The sequence below is a fragment of the Mesorhizobium sp. LNHC232B00 genome (genome assembly GCF_000502435.1).
GTDB classification, from domain to species: Bacteria; Pseudomonadota; Alphaproteobacteria; order Rhizobiales; family Rhizobiaceae; genus Mesorhizobium; species Mesorhizobium opportunistum.
In genome coordinates this window covers 110,877-129,541 of sequence record NZ_AYWP01000010.1, presented here as the reverse complement: position 1 = coordinate 129,541, position 18,665 = coordinate 110,877, and the positions used below count along the sequence as shown (strand labels likewise).

Annotated in this window: 18 protein-coding genes and 2 pseudogenes; 10 read left to right on the top strand and 10 right to left on the bottom strand. The window is 63.9% G+C overall.

Going from position 1 to position 18,665, the window contains the following annotated elements; genetic code table 11:
- Positions 1-5: 5 nt before the first annotated feature.
- A complete protein-coding gene (locus X743_RS154105; protein WP_023766016.1) occupies positions 6-620 on the bottom strand; it encodes a LysE family translocator in 615 nt (204 codons plus the stop codon).
- Between the two features lie 426 nt (positions 621-1,046).
- Here X743_RS154105 and X743_RS154110 point away from each other — a divergent pair, with 426 nt between their 5' ends.
- On the top strand, positions 1,047-1,673 hold the full coding sequence (locus X743_RS154110; RefSeq protein ID WP_023766015.1) for a DUF1062 domain-containing protein: 627 nt from the start codon (positions 1,047-1,049) through the stop codon (positions 1,671-1,673).
- Positions 1,674-1,731: 58 nt separating this feature from the next.
- On the opposite strand, the gene typA is transcribed toward X743_RS154110, so the two are convergent.
- Entirely contained in the window at positions 1,732-3,561 is a 1,830-nt protein-coding gene (gene typA / locus X743_RS154115; RefSeq protein WP_023766014.1) for a translational GTPase TypA, read from the bottom strand.
- Positions 3,562-3,757: 196 nt separating this feature from the next.
- Here typA and X743_RS154120 point away from each other — a divergent pair, with 196 nt between their 5' ends.
- Complete coding sequence (locus tag X743_RS154120) at positions 3,758-4,039, top strand: hypothetical protein (protein WP_245264223.1); 282 nt, start codon at positions 3,758-3,760, stop codon at positions 4,037-4,039.
- A 14-nt stretch (positions 4,040-4,053) separates the two neighbouring features.
- Here X743_RS154120 and X743_RS154125 read toward each other — a convergent pair whose 3' ends face one another.
- Complete coding sequence (locus X743_RS154125) at positions 4,054-5,628, bottom strand: alkaline phosphatase (protein WP_023766012.1); 1,575 nt, start codon at positions 5,626-5,628, stop codon at positions 4,054-4,056.
- Positions 5,629-5,798: 170 nt separating this feature from the next.
- Positions 5,799-7,082: an MFS transporter gene (locus tag X743_RS154130; RefSeq protein WP_031257759.1), complete on the bottom strand. Its 1,284-nt coding sequence runs from the start codon at positions 7,080-7,082 to the stop codon at positions 5,799-5,801.
- A gap of 74 nt (positions 7,083-7,156) precedes the next feature.
- Here X743_RS154130 and X743_RS154135 point away from each other — a divergent pair, with 74 nt between their 5' ends.
- Both X743_RS154135 and X743_RS154140 read left to right on the top strand, forming a co-directional pair.
- On the top strand, positions 7,157-7,774 hold the full coding sequence (locus X743_RS154135) for a TetR/AcrR family transcriptional regulator (protein WP_023766010.1): 618 nt from the start codon (positions 7,157-7,159) through the stop codon (positions 7,772-7,774).
- A 44-nt stretch (positions 7,775-7,818) separates the two neighbouring features.
- The gene (locus tag X743_RS154140; protein ID WP_023766009.1) at positions 7,819-8,412 is read left to right on the top strand and encodes a hypothetical protein; all 594 of its coding nucleotides are present in this window, start codon (positions 7,819-7,821) and stop codon (positions 8,410-8,412) included.
- A gap of 9 nt (positions 8,413-8,421) precedes the next feature.
- Here the strand turns inward: X743_RS154140 and ppa are convergent, their stop codons facing one another.
- From ppa to X743_RS154160, 6 genes and pseudogenes are all read right to left on the bottom strand, one after another.
- Positions 8,422-8,955 carry an inorganic diphosphatase gene (gene ppa, locus X743_RS154145; RefSeq protein ID WP_023766008.1) on the bottom strand — a complete coding sequence of 178 codons (534 nt, stop codon included), beginning with the start codon at positions 8,953-8,955 and terminating at the stop codon, positions 8,422-8,424.
- Between the two features lie 201 nt (positions 8,956-9,156).
- Positions 9,157-9,663, bottom strand: a complete 507-nt coding sequence (locus tag X743_RS154150) for a GNAT family N-acetyltransferase (RefSeq protein WP_023766007.1) — start codon at positions 9,661-9,663, stop codon at positions 9,157-9,159.
- A 151-nt stretch (positions 9,664-9,814) separates the two neighbouring features.
- On the bottom strand, positions 9,815-10,453 hold the full coding sequence (locus X743_RS154155) for a TPM domain-containing protein (protein ID WP_023766006.1): 639 nt from the start codon (positions 10,451-10,453) through the stop codon (positions 9,815-9,817).
- Positions 10,454-10,457: 4 nt separating this feature from the next.
- Positions 10,458-11,364 (bottom strand): annotated as a pseudogene (locus X743_RS01000000168960) (YgcG family protein).
- A 70-nt stretch (positions 11,365-11,434) separates the two neighbouring features.
- Positions 11,435-12,260: pseudogene (locus X743_RS1000000173300) on the bottom strand (YgcG family protein).
- 264 nt (positions 12,261-12,524) lie between these two features.
- Positions 12,525-13,163: a LemA family protein gene (locus X743_RS154160; RefSeq protein ID WP_023766005.1), complete on the bottom strand. Its 639-nt coding sequence runs from the start codon at positions 13,161-13,163 to the stop codon at positions 12,525-12,527.
- A gap of 198 nt (positions 13,164-13,361) precedes the next feature.
- Here X743_RS154160 and X743_RS154165 point away from each other — a divergent pair, with 198 nt between their 5' ends.
- From X743_RS154165 to X743_RS154190, 6 genes are all read left to right on the top strand, one after another.
- Entirely contained in the window at positions 13,362-13,613 is a 252-nt protein-coding gene (locus X743_RS154165) for a hypothetical protein (RefSeq protein ID WP_013892381.1), read from the top strand.
- Between the two features lie 13 nt (positions 13,614-13,626).
- Positions 13,627-14,511 (top strand): pyridoxal kinase PdxY, encoded by an 885-nt coding sequence (pdxY, locus tag X743_RS154170; RefSeq protein WP_023766004.1) that lies wholly within the window; start codon positions 13,627-13,629, stop codon positions 14,509-14,511.
- The gene (locus tag X743_RS154175) at positions 14,508-15,278 is read left to right on the top strand and encodes a DUF429 domain-containing protein (RefSeq protein ID WP_023766003.1); all 771 of its coding nucleotides are present in this window, start codon (positions 14,508-14,510) and stop codon (positions 15,276-15,278) included. Before pdxY ends, X743_RS154175 begins: the two co-directional genes overlap by 4 nt.
- 145 nt (positions 15,279-15,423) lie before the next feature.
- Positions 15,424-16,068 (top strand): carbonic anhydrase, encoded by a 645-nt coding sequence (locus X743_RS154180; protein ID WP_023766002.1) that lies wholly within the window; start codon positions 15,424-15,426, stop codon positions 16,066-16,068.
- Positions 16,065-16,499, top strand: coding sequence for a hypothetical protein (locus tag X743_RS154185; RefSeq protein ID WP_023766001.1), 435 nt, complete (start codon positions 16,065-16,067; stop codon positions 16,497-16,499). Before X743_RS154180 ends, X743_RS154185 begins: the two co-directional genes overlap by 4 nt.
- A gap of 100 nt (positions 16,500-16,599) precedes the next feature.
- Positions 16,600-18,654, top strand: a complete 2,055-nt coding sequence (locus tag X743_RS154190) for a M3 family metallopeptidase (protein ID WP_023766000.1) — start codon at positions 16,600-16,602, stop codon at positions 18,652-18,654.
- Positions 18,655-18,665: the final 11 nt, after the last annotated feature.

Genomic DNA, 18,665 nt, shown 5'->3' with positions numbered 1-18,665 from the left:
CCGGTTCAGGACCGCGCCGCGATGGCCGCGGCGGCGCCGGCCATCGTCGTGGCGCTGATGCGGTTGGCGATCTTCATGGCGCGCTTGCTCTTCAGCAGCTTGCGCGCCTGCGAGGCGGCGAGCACCCAGGCGAGATCGATGGCAATGAGCACCACGGCCATGGTCGCCGTCAGCTCGACCCAGCCGACGATGCTGACCGAGGCCAGGTCGATGATGGTCGGCAGCAGCGCCAGGTAGAACATCATGATCTTGGGGTTGCCGAGCGTCACCGCCATGCCGGCGAAGAACAGCTTCACCGGAGAATCCTCGCGCGGCATCTCGCCTTCCTTGGCGTCGACAGGTGCGGTCCACATTTTCCAGGCGAGGTACGCGAGATAGGCTACGCCGACCCACTTCACCACGACGAAGGCGAAATGGAAGGTCTGCGCCACGACGGCCAGCCCGAACACCGCCAGCGATAGCCAGATGCCCTCGCCGATCCACATGGCGAGCAGGAACGGGAACACGTCACGAAAGCCCTTCGAGATGACCCGCGCGACCAGAGCCGCGATCGAGGGGCCCGGTGAGCCGGCAGCGACAAACAGGGCGGCGGCGAAAATGAGCAGCGAGGTGAGATGCATAGCAAGGATCTGGACTGAGGTTTGACTGCCACACTAACCAGCAACAGCAGCATTGGCAAAGACAAGGTAATCGCTTTGGTCGGCAGCCCAGGCCTCCGTGCTCGCGATCCCTTGCCGGCTCCGCGTCCCGCGGCTAGAAGAACCGCCGCGAAACAATTTTTGAGCTTCACTTTGCCTACGTAACCGCCGGTCTCGTCAACTCCCCCGACACACCTGCATGGCGCCGCATTCGTGGTGCCTGGTTTCATTTTCATGTGTTCCTCTGGCGGCGGTTCGAGACCGGTTTGGCACTGCTGAACCGCTGTCGCGCTTTCCGCCAGCGACACCTGACTTCACGATCTCCGCAACCTATCGCCACGCCGCGCCCGCATGGGCATCTCGAGATTGCCGACCTGATGAACTTCCCGACGGGAAGGGCTTATCGGCATGTCCGGCATTGTGCGTATCGACTGGGCGATCGCGCCCGCAATCGCTCCTCGACCCCTGGTCAACTGTAATCGCTGCGGCGGCGTGAAGGCGTATCGCTGCAGCGAAAAGTTCCGCGTCAACGCCAACGGCAAGCGCATCGACGTGTGGCTGATCTATCGCTGCGTCGATTGCGACAATTCCTGGAATTTCGGCATTTTTGAGCGCTGCAACCGCCGCGACATCGAACCGGCGCTGCTCCAGGCGCTCGAAAGCAATGATCCGGGGCTGGCCCGGCGCCATGCCTTCGACGTCTCCGCGCTTCGCAATCAGGTAGGACGTGTCGAGGAGTTTCCCGATGTCGCCGTGCAAAGGCATCTGGTTGGGGAGACAAGCGAGAGCGCGACAGCGCTGGAACTCAGGCTTGGGCTGGAAATGCCGATATCGCTCCGCCTCGACCGCCTGCTTGCCAACGAACTCGGCATCTCGCGGTCGCGGCTTCAGGCCTTGCAAGAGAGGCGATTGCTGGCCATAGGACCGGACGGGGCCAAAGCTCTGCGCAGAGGGGCTCGCGAGGGGACGATCGTGCTGATCGATCTGGAGAGTGAACCCGACTGCGAAGCCATCATCTCGGCAGCCGGCGGTTGAATGAAAAAGGGGCGGAGCACGCGGTGCTCCGCCCCTTTTTATACAAGGAATCAGAAGATTACGCCGCGCCGACCGCCTTGGCCGACTTCTCGAAGCGCTTGCGCTCGTTCGGGTCGAGATAGAGCTTGCGCAGGCGAATGGTCTTCGGCGTCACTTCGACCAGCTCGTCGTCCTGGATCCAGGCCAGCGCGCGTTCCAGCGTCATGCGGATCGGCGGGGTGAGCTTGACCGCCTCGTCCTTGCCGGCGGCGCGGATGTTGGTCAGCTTCTTGCCCTTCAGCACGTTGACTTCGAGGTCGTTGTCCCTGGAGTGGATGCCGATGATCATGCCCTGATAGACCTTGACGCCCGGATCAATGACCATCGGGCCGCGGTCTTCCAGGTTCCACATGGCGTAGGCCACGGACTCGCCCTGCTCGTTGGAGATCAGCACGCCGTTGGTGCGGCCCGGCAGTTCGCCCTTGTAGGGCTCATAGGCATGGAACAGGCGGTTCATCACGGCGGTGCCGCGCGTATCGGTCAACAGTTCCGACTGGTAGCCGATCAGGCCGCGCGTCGGCGCGTGGAAGACGATGCGCTGGCGGTTGCCGCCGGACGGACGCAGCTCGACCATTTCGGCCTTGCGCTCCGACATCTTCTGCACCACGACGCCGGCATGTTCCTCGTCGACGTCGATGACGACTTCCTCGACCGGCTCCAGCAATTCGCCGTTCTCGCCCTTCTGCATGACGACGCGCGGACGCGACACGGCGATTTCAAAGCCTTCGCGGCGCATCGTCTCGATCAGCACGGCGAGCTGCAATTCGCCGCGGCCGGAGACGAAGAACGAATCCTTGTCGGGCGATTCCTCGATCTTCAGCGCGACATTGCCTTCGGCCTCGCGCAGCAGGCGGTCGCGGATGACGCGGCTGGTCACCTTGTCGCCTTCTGTGCCGGCGAGCGGGCTGTCGTTGACCAGGAAGGACATGGTCACGGTCGGCGGATCGATCGGCTGCGCATGCAGCGCCTCGGTCACCGCCAGGTCGCAGAACGTGTCGGCGACGGTGCCCTTGGATAGGCCGGCGATGGCGACGATGTCGCCCGCTTGCGCTTCTTCGATCGGCTGGCGCTCGAGGCCACGGAAGGCGAGAATCTTGGAGATGCGGCCGGTTTCGATCTGCGTGCCGTCATTGTGCAGCACCTTGACCGCCTGGTTCGACTTCAGCGTGCCGCTCTCGATGCGGCCGGTGATGATGCGGCCGAGGAACGGATTGGCTTCCAGGATGGTGCCGATCATGCGGAACGGGCCGGGATGAACGGTCGGCGCCGGCACATGCTTGATCACGAGATCGAACAGCGGCGCAAGCTGCTGGTCCTTGGGGCCTTCCGGATTTTCCGAGACCCAGCCGTCGCGGCCCGAACCATAGAGGATCGGGAAGTCGAGCTGCTCGTCGGTGGCGTCGAGGGCCGCGAACAGGTCGAACACCTCGTTGACGACCTCGACATGGCGGGCGTCCGGCCGGTCGATCTTGTTGATGACGACGATCGGCTTCAAGCCGACCTTGAGCGCCTTGCCGACCACGAACTTGGTCTGCGGCATCGGGCCCTCGGCGGCGTCGACCAGCACGATGGCCGAATCCACCATCGACAGGATGCGCTCGACCTCACCGCCGAAATCGGCGTGTCCGGGCGTGTCGACGATGTTGATGCGCGTATCCTTCCAGTCGACCGAGGTCGCCTTGGCCAGGATGGTGATGCCGCGTTCCTTTTCGAGGTCGTTGGAATCCATGGCGCGTTCGGCTACGCGCTGGTTGTCGCGGAACGAGCCGGACTGCTTCAAAAGCTGGTCGACCAGGGTGGTCTTTCCATGGTCGACGTGCGCGATGATCGCGATATTACGGAGTTTCATGTTCTGATCTCGGAAGCGTTGCAGGCAGCAGGCCAAAGGCGCTGCCTCTTTCGGTTGCGCGGCTCATACAGGGTTTTTCGCAGTTGCGAAAGGGGAAGCGCAACACCAAATACTCATCAAATCTTAAGCATCTGCGTGTGAAATGATTTTGTTAACCAAGGCGGGAACCATTCAGGGCCCGGGCAGTTCGAACGTCATGACCGATAAACTCAACCGATTTTGGCCACTAATCGCCTCCGCGGCCTTTGCCGTTCTGCTGGCGGCCAACGCCGCGCAGTCGGCCGCGACGCTGAAGGAAGCACGGTCGTCCCTGCCGATCGATGCGCCTTCGGCCCAACAGGCTTTCGCCGACGCCCCCGACGGCGTCGATCCGATTGTGACTGGCCCGGTCAGCGCCGCCTTCAAGCAGCGCCAGGACGCAGCCAACTGCGACAGCGCCGTCTGGCCGAACATTCCAATGGTCTGCTACCCGGACTGACGACCTTCAGGTCTTTACGCCGACCGTACCGGGTCGAGCGTGATCTTGTAGAGTTCGTTGTCGTCGCGATCCATCAGCCGCACGGTCATCTGCTCGGTGGCGCCGGAAATGTCGACAAGGCCAAAGAATTGCAGGCCGGCTGACGGCGGCAGGTTCTGCCCCTGCTCGGCTGTCGGCGCCTTGATGAACTTCAGCTCCGGACCGAAGGTCATGTCGAAATCGTTCGGGCCGAACGTTCCGGCATGGATGGGGCCGGAAACGAATTCCCAGAACGGACTGAAGTCCTGGAACTGAGCCTTCTCGGGATTGTAGTAATGCGCGGCTGTGTAGTGCACGTCGGCAGTGAGCCAGACGGTGTTGCTGATGCCAGCATTCTTGATGTAGCGCAGCAGGTCGGCGATCTCCAGCTCACGTCCCTTTGGCAGGCCGTTGTCACCATTGCTGACAGCCTCCGCGCCTGCCTTTTTGACGCCATCGTCCCAGACGACGAGGCCGAGCGGCATGTCTGCGGCGATGATCTTCCATGTCGCCTTGGAGTTGGCTAGCTCCCGCTTCAGCCATTTCGTCTGCTGTTCGCCCAGCATGCGCGATTGCGGCGTCATCTCATCCTGCATGTCCGGACCGTTGGGGCCGCGATAGGAGCGCATGTCGAGGAAGAACACGTCGAGCAGCGGCCCGTAGGCTATCTTGCGGTAGACGCGGCCGGGCTCCGACGGCTCGTAACGGATCGTCGTCATCTCATGGAAGGCGCGGGCCGCGCGGGCCGCCAGCACATGGATGGATTTTTCCGTGTAGCGATTGTCGGCGCTCAGATTTTTCGAATCCGACCAGTTGTTCAGCACCTCGTGGTCGTCCCACTGATAGAAGGTCGGGCAGATGGCGCTGAGACCCAGGACGTGTCTGTCCATCATGTTGTATTTCCACTGGTCGCGGTATTCGTCCAGCGTCTCGGCGACCTTGCGCTTGCCATCGACTAGCACGACGTTCTTCCACTTGCCGCCGCCGGGCAGGTCGACCTCGTCCTTCATCGCGCCGTCGGCATAGATGGTGTCGCCCGAATGCAGGAAGAAATCGGGCGTGTGCTTGCCGATCGTGGCGTAGGTCTTCATGCCGGTCTCGTCGATGCCCCAGCCCTGGCCGGCGGTGTCGCCCGACCAAGCGAACTTGATGTCGCGCTTCGAGGCCGGCGCGGTGCGGAAGCGGCCGACGATCGGCTCGGAGACGGCGTTGATGTCAGCGAGGTCGGCTGCCGTCATGCGGTAGAAGATGTCCTGATCGGAAGCGAGATCGGTGAGCAGGCGTCTGACCGTATAATCGCTGGCCGGCGACGTATCGAGCGGCGCCAGCCGGATCGCGTTGGCGAAATTCTCGGTCGACGACACTTCGAACATGACACGCGACGGGCGATCCGTGCGCGTCCACACCATGCCGCTGGTGGCGTCGACATCCCCCGACTGGACGCCATGGGTGAAGGCCGGGCGTTGGTTGGCGCGAGAAAAATACGGCAGCGCCAGGCTGGAAACGCCGACCAGACCAACGGCGCTGGCGGAGGTGACAAAAGCGCGGCGAGTCATCGAGAGCTTGTTCATGGCTGTCTCCTGGATGGCGTTGAACGTTGCCACCAAGCTCCAGCCTCAATGTTTCAGGCGCATCTCGAAATCATGAACGTTTGATAACAATGAACAGGGCGGCCCTTTCTGTCTCCTCTCACGCGCCCAGTAACACTACGGGCTCAAAAGGGGAGAAGGGAGGGCCGCGCCTATGCCGCTTGCGGTTCCGGGTCGAAGGCCGGCCGGCTGGTGTTGATCAGCAGCGAGATGCAGGCGGCGGCGATAGCCGTCATTCCGGCGATTAGGAAGGCCAGTTCGTAATTGCCCTGCAGCTCGCGCATGGTGCCGCCGAAGGCGGCCGCCGTGGCGGCCCCCACCTGGTGTCCGGCGACGATCCAGCCGAACACGATCGGTCCGCTGCGGTCGCCGAAGGCCTCGTTGGCGAGCCTGAGCGTCGGCGGCACGGTGGCGATCCAGTCGAGGCCATAGAGCACCGCGAAGATGATCAGGCTGGTCGCCGAGAAGCCGGAATAAGGCAGGTAGATCAGCGACAGACCACGGATGGCATAGTAGACGCCAAGCAGCTTGCGCGGGTCGAAACGGTCGGTGAGCCAGCCGGACAGCGTCGTGCCGATCAGGTCGAAAATGCCCATCATCGACAGCAGGCCGGCCGCCTGCACCTCGCCGATGCCCATGTCGCCGCAGAACGCGATCAGGTGCGTGCCGACCAGCCCGTTGGTGGTGAAGCCACAGACGAAGAAGGTGGCGAACAGATACCAGAACACCCGCGTGCCGGCGGCGCGGCGCAGCGTGTTGAGCGTATGCGCCAGGAAATTGCCTTGCGATGCCGGCGATGTCGGCGGCACGTCACCGGCCTCGGCGCCATAACGCACCATGCCGATCGAGGCCGGACGCTCCGGCACCAGCAGCCAGACCAGCGGCAGCAGGCAGGCCGTGGCGACCGCGACCGCGATGGCGACCGGCTTCCAGCCGCCCGTTTGCGCAAGCGAGGCAAGCAGCGGCAGGAACACCAGAAGGCCAGTCGCGCTGGAGGCCGACATCAAGCCCATGACCAGTCCGCGATTGGTCTTGAACCAGCGGTTGACGATGGTGGCGCCGAGCACGCTGGCGACGGCGCCGGAGCCGATGCCGGAGAACACGCCCCAGGTGATGAAGAGATGCCAGGGCTCGGTCATCAGAAGGCTGAGCGCGGTCGAGCCCGACATGATCACCAGCGAGGCGATCAGCGTGCGGCGCAGTCCGATCCGCTCCATCAGCGCGGCGGCGAACGGACCGGTCAGGCCATAGAGCAGGATGCCGACACCGGCGGCCAGCGAGATGACGTCGCGCCGCCAGCCGAAGCTGTTTTCGAGCGGCAGCATCATGACGGCGGGAGCCGAACGCAGGCCGGCCGCGATCAGCAGGCAGAGGAAGATGACGCCGACCACGACGAAGGCGTAGCGCTGGCCAAACGGGCGGGATTGAGTTATCATGTTACTGACCGGTACGTTGCAGGATGGGAGCATGTATACGTACCGATCGGTAACATTGTCAACCGAGTCCCATGATGCCAACCGACAAAAATATTGAACTGACCATCAACGATGGTCATGCATCGGCACCGCCGAAGGCCGCCAAAAAAATCCTCGACGTCGCCTACGACCTGTTCTACCGGCGCGGCATACGGGCGATCGGGGTCGACGAGATCGTCAAGCGCGCCGGCGTCACCAAGCCCAGCCTCTATCGCAGCTTCCCTTCCAAGGACGAATTGGCCGCCTCGTATCTGCGGCAATACGACCTCGAATTCTGGGAGCGCTTCGACGAGGCTGTCGACGCCCATCCCGGCGATCCGCGCGCGCAGATCAAGGCTTTCCTGACCCGCGTCGGAAAGCGCACGCAAAAACCCGATTATCGCGGCTGCGGCATGACCAACGCAGCGGTCGAATACCCCGAGCACGGCCATCCGGCCCGAATGGTGAGCGAAGACAACAAGCAGGAACTGCGCCGCCGGCTGCGCGCCATGGCCGCCGCGATGGGCGCTGGCGATGCCGACACGCTGGGCGACGGGCTGCTGCTGCTGCTCGAGGGCGCCTATATCAGCGGCCAGTTGTTCGGGCTCGGTGGGCCGGCGCAGTCGGTCGCCCGCAATGCCGACCTGCTGATTGAAGCCAGCTTGAAGAAATAGCGATTGGCGATACGTTGTGGCGAGCTCCAACGGAGATATCCGTCATGCGCAGCCTGCTGATCCCGCTTGCCCTCGCCGGCCTCTCTCAGGCAGCCCATGCCGGTGACATATCGAGCGCCTATACCGATCTCGACTGGAAGAAGGACTGCGTGACCTACGCTCAGGCCGAACAAGGCGACGGCGACTGGGCCGACCTCGCCTGTTCGGGCTACCGCGGCTATCCCGTGCTGATCGCCTATGACGATGCCCGCGAATCGCTGTTTTATGGTTTTCCGCCCGGCGGCGACATGACATCCGCCTGGGAGAGTTTTTCCGCCTTCAATTCGTCCGGGGCCAAGGTCGAATGGCGCGTCGAGACCAATGGCGACAAAGCCGTACCCTTCGCGGTCATCCACCGCCGCACGATCAGCAATGGCGAGGATGAGAACAAGTCGACCGAAGTGTTGCTCGTCGCCAAGGTCGGCCAGATGGATGCCCGCGCCGGCTGCACCGTCGGCCTGGTACTGGCCACCGGCAACCCGCAAGCCAACGACCAGGCGCGCAAACTCGCCGACGAGAAGGCGCGAACCTTCGCCTGCGGCAAGGACCGGCACACCGTCATCGGCAACGTGCCGGCCTTCGGCCGGGTCGACAACTGATCCGAAGCGCTACTTGCTCTTCTTCGCCCGTTCGATCGCGTCCATGATCATCTTCTTGGCGTATTTGGAATCGTGCCAGCCTTCGATCTTGACCCATTTGCCGGGTTCGAGATCCTTGTAGTGCTCGAAGAAGTGCTGCACCTGCTGGCGGGTGATGTCGGGCAACTGCGTATACTCGGTGACGTTCTCGTAGCGCAGCGTCAGCTTGGGCGACGGCACGGCGATGATCTTTTCGTCCTGACCGGCATTGTCTTCCATGATCAGCACGCCGATCGGCCTGACATTGATGACGCAGCCCGGCACCAGCGCGCGCGTGTTGCAGACCAGCACGTCGATCGGATCGCCATCGCCCGACAGCGTGTGCGGCACGAAGCCGTAATTGCCGGGGTAGCGCATCGAGGTGTGCAGGAAGCGGTCGACGAACAAGGTGCCGGCTTCCTTGTCCATCTCGTACTTGATCGGCTCGCCGCCGATCGGCACCTCGATGATGACGTTGACGTCCTCAGGCGGGTTCTTTCCGCTGGCTATGGCTTCAATGCGCATGGCTTTTGTCCCTCTCTCGATGGGGAGGAGATAGCGGGCGGCGCAGAATGGCGCAATGCGGCGAATGGTGCTGACCGACGTCGGGCGAGACGCGATGGCATCCGGCACGTTCAATCATCGGAACAAGATGTTTCAGCGCCGTGATTTCGCGTTGGATTATCCCGCGAGCCGGCTTTGCTTTCAGCGATCAGCCCTCGGCGGTCATTCCCAGACGAAAGCGACCTTCTTCAGCGCCTTCTGCTCGAATATTTCGACGCCCTCGGCGATGTCGCGGCCGCCGGCGCCGGCGTAGAAGGCGAGCGCGTTCTGGTTGTCTTCCAGCGCCCACACCACCATGCCTTTCAGGCCATGGTCGGCAAGCCGCGCCTTGGCGGCTGAAAACAGCCGCCGCCCGAGGCCGATGCCCTGATATTCCGGGCGCAAATAGAGTTCGTAGATCTCGCCCTGCTGCTTGAGTTCCCGGGCCCGGTTCTTGCCGATGGTCGCGTAGCCGGCGATCGTGCCGCCGATCTCGACCACCAGGACGGTCGCGGCGCGGCGAATCGCATTCGCCCACCAGTCGGCGCCACGGCGATTGATCATCGATGTCAGCGTGCGGTGCGGAATGATGCCGGAATAGGCGCCGCGCCAGGCTTCCAGATGCACCTCGGCGATAGCGCCAGCGTCGCGCGGCTCTGCCTTCCGGATGTCGATCGTCAGCGTATTCATGATTTGTTAACCATAAACCCGCATCGGCCGATTGCAAGAGTCCGGGCAGCCCGCCAACCGCTTTCTCACAGACGATCATGGCATAGGTGACATTGCGCAAAACCGGTCCGGAAACAGGCCGGACCGGCAAAGCAATCTCGACGGCAGGCGCTTAGATTTCGACCAAATGGTCGTCAAGCTCGTTGGTGTCGCCGGACGTGACAGGGAAATGCTCGGCCAGCACCGCGCCCACCTGCTCGATCGCCTTGACGAAACCGTCGGCAAGCCGGTCGTTGCCGGCATGCGCGGTCAAGTCGCGCACCACGCCGTCCCAGACATGCTGGCCGACCTTGGCGTCGATGCCCGAATCCGCGACCACCTCGGCATAGCGCTCGGCGATCGAGACGAAGACCAGCACGCCGGTGCGCGCCGCGGTGCGGTGGACGTTGCGGGCGAGGAACTGCTTGATCGCATTGGCGTGTGCCGCCTGATAGCAAAGCCGCCGTGGCACCATGTGGATGCGCAGGCCGGGCAGCGCCCACAGCAGGGCCAGCACGCAGGCCAGCGCCAAAAGCTGGGCGAGGACGAAATGCGGCAGCCGGATGGTGAGCCACCAGGCTTCCAGCCCATAGGCGACGGCGAGGCTGACGACCAGCATGCACAGCGTCGCCATTAAGGCGGCGGGGGCGAAATAGCCGTCGCTGGCATGCGCCACGACACAGTAGATCTCGCCGTCGGTCCTGGTTTCCGCGGCGCGGATCGCATCGGCGATGCGCTCATGATCCTGCGGGTTGATCGGTTGTGTTGCCATTGTCTCACCAGCTTCCTGAAGAACCGCCACCGCCGGACGAGCCGCCGCCGCCCGAAAATCCGCCGCCGCCGCTGCTCGATCCCGAGGACCAGCCGCCGCCGGAGCTTCCCGACGACCAGCCGCCACCCGACGAGCCCGTTGTCCAGCCGCTGGTGCCCGAGGATCCGCTCGGGCCCCGGCCATAACGAAACGTCATGCCCAGCCATCTATACACGCCCGGCGACAGTTTCGTGCCGAACATCGGCGGCAGGAATGCCATCGCCAGGCCACCGAAGAACATCGTCGCCCATAGGATCAGGAACACCGCGGCAATCGGGTCGATGGATGTGCCGCTGTCGGCGGGATTGCGTTTTCCCCGCGCTTCCAGTTCCTCCGGATTGCCTTCGAGCACCATGACCATGTCGTCGACGGCCTTGCTGATGCCGCCGGAAAAATCTCCGGCGCGGAAGGCCGGCACCATGTCGTTTTCGATGATCAGCTTGGTGTGCAGGTCGGTTAGCGTGCCTTCTNTCTCCGGCGCGGAAGGCCGGCACCATGTCGTTTTCGATGATCAGCTTGGTGTGCAGGTCGGTTAGCGTGCCTTCTAGCCCGTAGCCGACCTCGATGCGCATCTTGCGGTCGTTCGGCGCGACCAGCAAAAGCACGCCATTGTTTTCCTTTGCCTGGCCGAGCTTCCAGAAGCGGAACAGCCGGTTGGCATAGGGTTCGATCTCCTCGCCGCCGAGGCTGGGGATCGTGGCGACGACGATCTGGTCGGAGCCCTTGGTCTCGAAGTCGGCAAGCTTCTGCGTTAGCGCCGCCTTGGTGCCGGCATCGATGATGCCGGCATTGTCGACGACCCGCCCGGTCAGAGCAGGCAGTTCGGCGGCGAAGGCGCTGAGCAAGGCAAACAGCAGCGCCACCATGGACATTAGGGCAAGGCGCAACCCCTCGGCGAAATGACCGGATATCGAAAGAGCGAGGGCGGGCCTTGGCATGGCCTCACCAGCTGCCAGATGAGCCGCCGCCGCCGGACGAACCGCCGCCGCCGGAAAAGCCACCGCCACCCGAAGACCAGCCACCGCCGGAACTACCCGAGGACCAGCCGCCGCTCGAGGATCGCCGGCCGGGCTCGAAGGTCATGCCGAGCCAGCGATAGCGTCCGGGTCCGAGCTTCTGGCCGAAGATCGGCGGCAGGATCGAGGCCGCGATGCTGCCGAAGAAGATGATTGCCCAGATGCTGATGAAAATGGCGAAGAACAGGTCGTCGGAATTGAACGGCGCCTGCTGGTTGCGTTTTCCCCGCGCTTCCAGCTCCTCCGGATTGCCTTCGAGCACCATGACCATGTCGTCGACGGCCTTGGCTATGCCGCCGGAAAAATCTCCGGCGCGGAAGGCCGGCACCATGTCGTTTTCGATGATCAGCTTGGTGTGCAGGTCGGTTAGCGTGCCTTCNATCTCCGGCGCGGAAGGCCGGCACCATGTCGTTTTCGATGATCAGCTTGGTGTGCAGGTCGGTTAGCGTGCCTTCCAGCCCGTAGCCGACCTCGATGCGCATCTTGCGGTCGTTCGGCGCGACCAGCAAAAGCACGCCGTTGTTTTCCTTTGCCTGGCCGAGCTTCCAGAAGCGAAACAGCCGGTTGGCGTAGGGTTCGATCTCCTCGCCGCCGAGGCTGGGGATGGTGGCGACGACGATCTGGTCGGAGCCCTTGGTCTCGAAGTCGGCGAGCTTCTGCGTCAGCGCCGCCTTGGTCGCGGCATCGATGATGCCGGCATTGTCGACCACCCGGCCGGTAAGGGCAGGCAGTTCGGCGGCGAAGGCGGTGATGGGGAGAAAGAAGCTGGCAAGAAGACAAAGAAGGGTGAGGTAAGCGCGAGGCGCCCCCCTCTGTCCTGCCGGACATCTCCCCCTCAAGGGCGGAGATTGGACGTCACATGGGTCTTCGCCAATAACCGACGCAGAAGGATGAGCGATGCGCTCGAAACCGCCAATCTCCCCCCTTGAGGGGGAGATGTCCGGCAGGACAGAGGGGGGTGTTTGCACGCCAGCAGTCCGTCATTTCGCGAGATTTATTCCGATGACAGTCGCCTATCACCCGCCCTGTTTCGTGCCGAAATCCACCTTCGGCACCTGCATCTTGTCTTCGTCCACCGTGAAATTGGCGAACGGCTCGTTGCCGCGGAACCAGAAGGTCGCCCACAGCACCGACGGGAAGGTCCTCAGCGTCAGATTGTAGTCCCTGACCGCCTGGATATAGTCGCGGCGCGACACCGCGATGCGGTTTTCCGTGCCTTCGAGCTGCGCCTGCAGCGCCAGGAAGTTCTGGTTGGCCTTGAGATCCGGATAGGCTTCCGACACCGCGATCAGCCGCGACAGGGCGCTGGTCAGCCCGGCCTGGGCATCCTGGAACTTCTTGAGCGCTTCGGGATCCTTGAGCGTTTCCGGCGTCACCGTGATCTGCGTCGCCTTGGCGCGCGCCTCGACCACCGCGTCGAGCGTTTCCTTCTCATGCGAGGCGTAGCCCTTGACCGTCTCGACCAGGTTGGGGATGAGATCGGCGCGGCGCTGGTACTGGTTCAGCACCTCGCTCCATGCCGCCCTGGCGTTTTCCTCCGCCGTCGGGATGGTGTTGTAGCCGCAGCCGGCAAGCAGCGGCAGCACGAAAGCCATCATCAGGAAAGCGGGAAGCGTGCGGAACATGGATGGTGAGGCAAGGCGCTGGGCAAGCATGATCGGTCCCTCGACAGAAGTTGCATGCGAAGCATTACCACAATCAGCGCGCAAGAAAACGACCTCGGCGCGAACGGGTTATCGGCACGTTACCATCGGCAGCAAGACCCTGTAATAACTGGCAATATCCTGTAATTGACAAGACGCTGTAATTGGCGAGGCGATCACGATAAGGTCGGCGGAAGGCAGGACACCATCATGGCCGGACGACAGGACAGCGACAACGAATCGCGCCGTATCCTCGAGCGCGTCGCGCAGGAGACCGATCCGTCCGGCACCTCGCTGGTGGCGCGGACCGCGAAAGGCGTGCGCGACCACGTCGCCGCCGCCGACGCCGACCGCGCGGACCCGGTCGAGGTCTGGGGTACGCGCATTGGCAGGATACTCGGCCTGCTTCTGGCGCTGGGCCTGATGGTCTGGCTCGTGCTTTTCCTCATCCGGGGCAGCTAGGAATCAAAAAACAATGAGCGCCGAAAAACCCGACGCGCCGCGCGCGGTCATCGTCATTTCGAGCCATGTCGCCCGTGGTTCGGTCGGCAACCGCGCCGCTGTCTTTGCCTTGGAGACGCTGGGGTTTCCGGTCTGGGCGGTGCCGACGGTCATCCTGCCCTGGCATCCCGGCCACGGGCGGGCGACACGCATCGTGCCGCCGCTCGACCAGTTCAAGGCGCTGATGGCCGACCTCGAGCGGGCGCCATGGCTGGGCGAGGTTGGCGCCGTGCTGTCAGGCTATCTCGGCGAGGCGGGCCAGGCCGAGGCCGTCGCCTCGCTGGTCGCCGCCGTCAAGGCCAGGACGCCTGACGCGGTCTATATCTGCGATCCGGTGATGGGCGATTCGGGCGGCCTCTATGTGCCCGAACCAACCGCGGCCGCCATGCGCGACCGGCTGATGCCGATCGCCGACATCGCCACCCCCAACCGCTACGAGCTGGAATGGATGGCCGGCGCGCCGCTTCCCGACCTCAAATCGGTGATCTCGGCCGCACTCCATGCCGGGCCGTCGACCATGCTAGTCACCTCGGCGCCGTCGATGATGACCGGTAGCACCGGCAATCTTCTGCTCGACGGCACCCAGGCGCTGCTTGCCGAGCACCGCTTGATCGACAAGCCGCCGAACGGTCTGGGCGACCTGACGGCGGCCGTCTACCTCGCCCGCATCCTCTCCGGCCAACCGGCGATCAAGGCCCTGCAGTCGACCACGGCGGCGGTCTACGAGATACTCGCGCGCACCGCCAAGCGCGGCGGCGACGAATTGCAGCTCGAAACCGACGCGCAGAGCCTGTCGCATCCGATGGCCATGGTGCAGCTGCGCCACCTCACGCATCCGGGGCGGGACCGCCTGGCGTGATCTCGACCGAGGCCGTTCTGGTCGGCGTAGACGGCTGCAAGGCCGGCTGGATCGCCGTGCGGTGCGCGCCGGGCGCGGCGCCTTCCCTCGAGGTCTTCGCCAGCTTCGCGGCGCTGCTCGCGGCCAATCCCGACAACGCCGTCGTCGCCATCGACATGCCGATCGGCCTGCCAGAGGTTTCGGCCAAGGGCGGGCGCGGACCGGAAGCGCTGGTGCGGCCGCTGCTCGGGCCACGCCAGTCCAGCGTCTTTTCAATCCCGTCCCGATCGGCGCTTTATGCGGACACCAACGATTTCACCACGCTCGAAGCCTGGTACGCCGCGCATATCAGGGCAAGCGAGGTGGCCAGGACCACATCCGATCCGCCGCGCGGCGTTTCGATCCAGGCCTTTGGCATCTTCTCGAAGATCCGCGAGATCGACGCCTTGCTGGTCGCGCGGCCCGATCTGCGCGGCCGCGTCTTCGAATCGCATCCGGAAGTCGCCTTCTGCCGCCTGAACGACGACCAGGCGATGCGGCTGCCGAAGAAGATCAAGGGCAGCATCAATCCCGCCGGCATGGCCGAACGCAAGGCGCTGCTGTGCCGGCACGGCTATGACATGGCCTTTCTCGACCAGGTGCCGCCGCGCGGCGCGGCCGCCGACGATTTTCTCGATGCCGCCGCGATGATGCTGATCGCCGGCCGCATCGCCAACGGCAAGGCCAGGCCGTTTCCCAACCCGCCGCTCGTTGACGGTTTTGGCATACAGGTCGCCATCTGGGCATGACAGTATCAGCTGACGCCCCGCTTTGACGCATGGCATTTATGACTAGCCTTCACAATTCTGCATTGCTCGCAACAGGCTTTTACCGTTAGAGCCTTTCTCGACCGCAACGAGCTTCCGCCTCCAACTGGAAAGGCCTTAGCCGCCCATGCCGCATCTTCCCGATCACCTTCTCGCCGGCTACCGCAATTTCATGAACGGCCGTTATCTCACCGAGAGCGGCCGTTACCGCGAGCTCGCCCGGGAAGGGCAGGCTCCCGAGACCATGATCGTCGCCTGTTGCGACTCCCGCTCGGCCCCCGAAGCGATCTTCGACGCCGGACCCGGCGAGCTTTTCGTGCTGCGCAATGTCGGCAATCTCGTGCCGCCCTATGAGCCGGATGGCGAGTTCCACTCGACCTCGGCCGCGCTTGAATTCGCGGTGCAAAGCCTCAAGGTCAAGAACATCGTCGTCATGGGTCACGGTCGCTGCGGCGGCATCCGTGCCGCGCTCGATCCCAACTCTGCGCCGCTGTCGCCCGGCGACTTCATCGGCAAATGGATGAGCCTGATCGCGCCCGCCGCCGAGACCGTCTCGTCCAGCACCTTCATGACGACAACGGAGCGCCAGACCGCACTCGAGCGAATCTCGATCCGCTATTCCATCGCCAATCTCAGGACCTTTCCTTGCGTCTCGATCCTGGAGGGCAAGGGGCGGCTGTCGCTGCATGGCGCCTGGTTCGACATTTCGACCGGCGAACTCTGGCTGATGAACAAGGACACCGGCGATTTCGAACGGCCGGTGCTGGAATGAACGAGAAGGCGCGGCAGGTGGTAAACGTCCGGTCGGTCGTTTTCACGGCCGTCGCGCTGCTGATCGCCATCATGGCCGCCCGCGCCGATGACCGCGCCATCATCAGCCGCTGGTATTCAGCCCTACTGGTCGCCGACCGCACCGAACTCTCCGACCTGCTCGCCGACGACGTTCGCATCAAGCTCGACGACCTCGGCATCGTCCAGAACAAGCAGGAATTCATCGCCTCGATCGACGAATGGAGGGGCGCGGTCGCGGGTGCTGCGATCCGCCACCGGATCGAGAAGAGCGAGGCCGGCGTCACCACGGTCATCGCCTGCTACGACTTCCCCGGCAACGACATGCTGATGCATGAGACTTTCGCGGTCACCGACAACCGCATCACCGCCAGCTCACAAGCGGCGATCGCCGAAAACTGCGACGGGTTCTGAGGCGGCCGACTGCCATATTGCGGGGCCGAATGCCACGCCCTACATCGGTGACACCGACCCCTGCCACCCCCCACTTGCCACCACCAGCGAAAGACCATTCATGCCCTCCACGAAAACCGTCGATCTCGCCGCTCATCCGCTGACCGCGTGGCAAGGGCCGCTTGGCCTGCCCGATTTTGCCCATATCGGTGACGGCGATTTTTCCCCGGTCTTCGACGCCGCGCTGAAGGCGCATGAGGCGGAGATCGAAGCGATCGCCGGCAACAAGGAGGCGCCGACCATCGAGAACACGCTTGCCGCGCTGGAACTCGGCGGCGAGGCGCTCGATCACGTCTCGTCGATCTTCTGGTGCCGGGCCGGCGCCCACACCAACGAGGCGATCCAGGCGCTGGAGCGCGACATCTCGCCGAAGATGTCCAGGCACTTCTCGGCGATCTCGATGAACGAGAGGCTGTTTGCCCGCATCGACGACCTCTACCAGCGCCGCGAGAGCCTCAAGCTCGACGCCGAAACCCTGCGGGTCCTGGAAAAGACCTGGAAAGGCTTCGTCCGCTCCGGCGCCAGGCTCGACGCCGAGGGCAAGAAGCGGCTGGCGGCGATCAGCGAGGAACTGTCCTCGCTCGGCACGACTTTCGGCCAGAACATGCTGGCCGACGAGCGTGACTGGGCGCTGTTCCTCGACGAGGCCGACCTTGCCGGCCTGCCGGATTTCCTGAAGAGCGCCATGGCGGAAGCCGCCGAGATGCGCGGCCAGAAAGGCCGCTACGCCGTCACCCTGTCGCGCTCGATCTATGAGCCGTTCACGACCTTCTCGGAACGCCGCGATCTGCGCGAGATCGCCTTCCGCGCCTTCACCATGCGCGGCCAGAACGGCGGCGCCACCGACAACACTTCCGTGGTGCGCGACATGCTGAAGCTGCGCGCCGAAAAGGCGGGGCTGCTCGGCTACGCCTCCTTCGCCGCGCTGAAGCTCGACGACACCATGGCCAAGACGCCGAAGGCGGTGCACGCGCTGCTCGATCCGGTCTGGGAAAAGGCGCTGGAAAAGGCCGCCGCCGACCAGACCGAACTGCAGCGGCTGGCGGCGGAAGCCGGCAGCAACGAGAAATTCGCCGCCTGGGACTGGCGCTTCTACCAGGAGAAGCTGCGCGCCGAAAAGTTCGCTTTCGACGAGGCGGAACTAAAACCGTATCTGCAGCTCGACCGCATCATTGATGCCTGCTTCGACGTGGCGACAAGACTGTTCGGCATAACCTTCGAGGAGAAGAAGGGCATTGCCGCCTGGCATCCCGACGCGCGTGTCTTCGTGGTGAAGAATGCCGACGGCAGCGAGCGCGGCCTGTTCCTTGCCGATTATTTCGCCCGGCCTTCGAAGCGCTCCGGCGCCTGGATGAGCGCGCTGAAGTCCGGCTACCGGCTCGGCCACGGCTCGAAGCCGGTGATCTACAACATCATGAACTTCGCCAAGCCGCCAGCGGGCGAGGCGGCATTGCTGTCGGTCGACGAGGCGAAGACGCTGTTCCACGAATTTGGCCATGCGCTGCACGGCATGCTGACGGATGTCACGTGGCCGTCGGTCGCCGGCACCTCGGTCAGCCGCGATTTCGTCGAACTGCCCTCGCAGCTTTACGAGCACTGGCTGACGGTGCCGGCGGTGCTGGAAAAGCACGCGCTGCATGTCAAGACTGGCAAGCCGATGCCGAAGGCGCTGCTCGACAAGATGCTGGCCGCGCGCACCTTCGGCGCCGGCTTCGCCACCGTCGAATTCACCGCTTCGGCCTTGATGGACATGGCCTATCACGCCCGGCCCGATGCCCCGGCGGAGCCGCTTCGTTTCGAAGCCGAAACGTTGGAGAAGCTTGACATGCCGGACACCATCGCGATGCGCCACCGCACCCCGCATTTCGGCCATGTCTTCGCCGGCGAAGGCTATTCGGCCGGCTACTATTCCTACATGTGGTCCGAGGTGCTCGACGCCGATGCTTTTGCCGCCTTCGAGGAGACCGGGGATCCTTTCAACCCGGCGCTCGCCGAGCGGCTGCGGAAAAACATCTACGCCGCCGGCGGCTCGAAGGACCCGGAAGAGCTTTACACGGCGTTCCGCGGCAAGATGCCTTCGCCCGAAGCGATGATGGTGAAGCGGGGTTTGGTGTGATTAGCCGATCT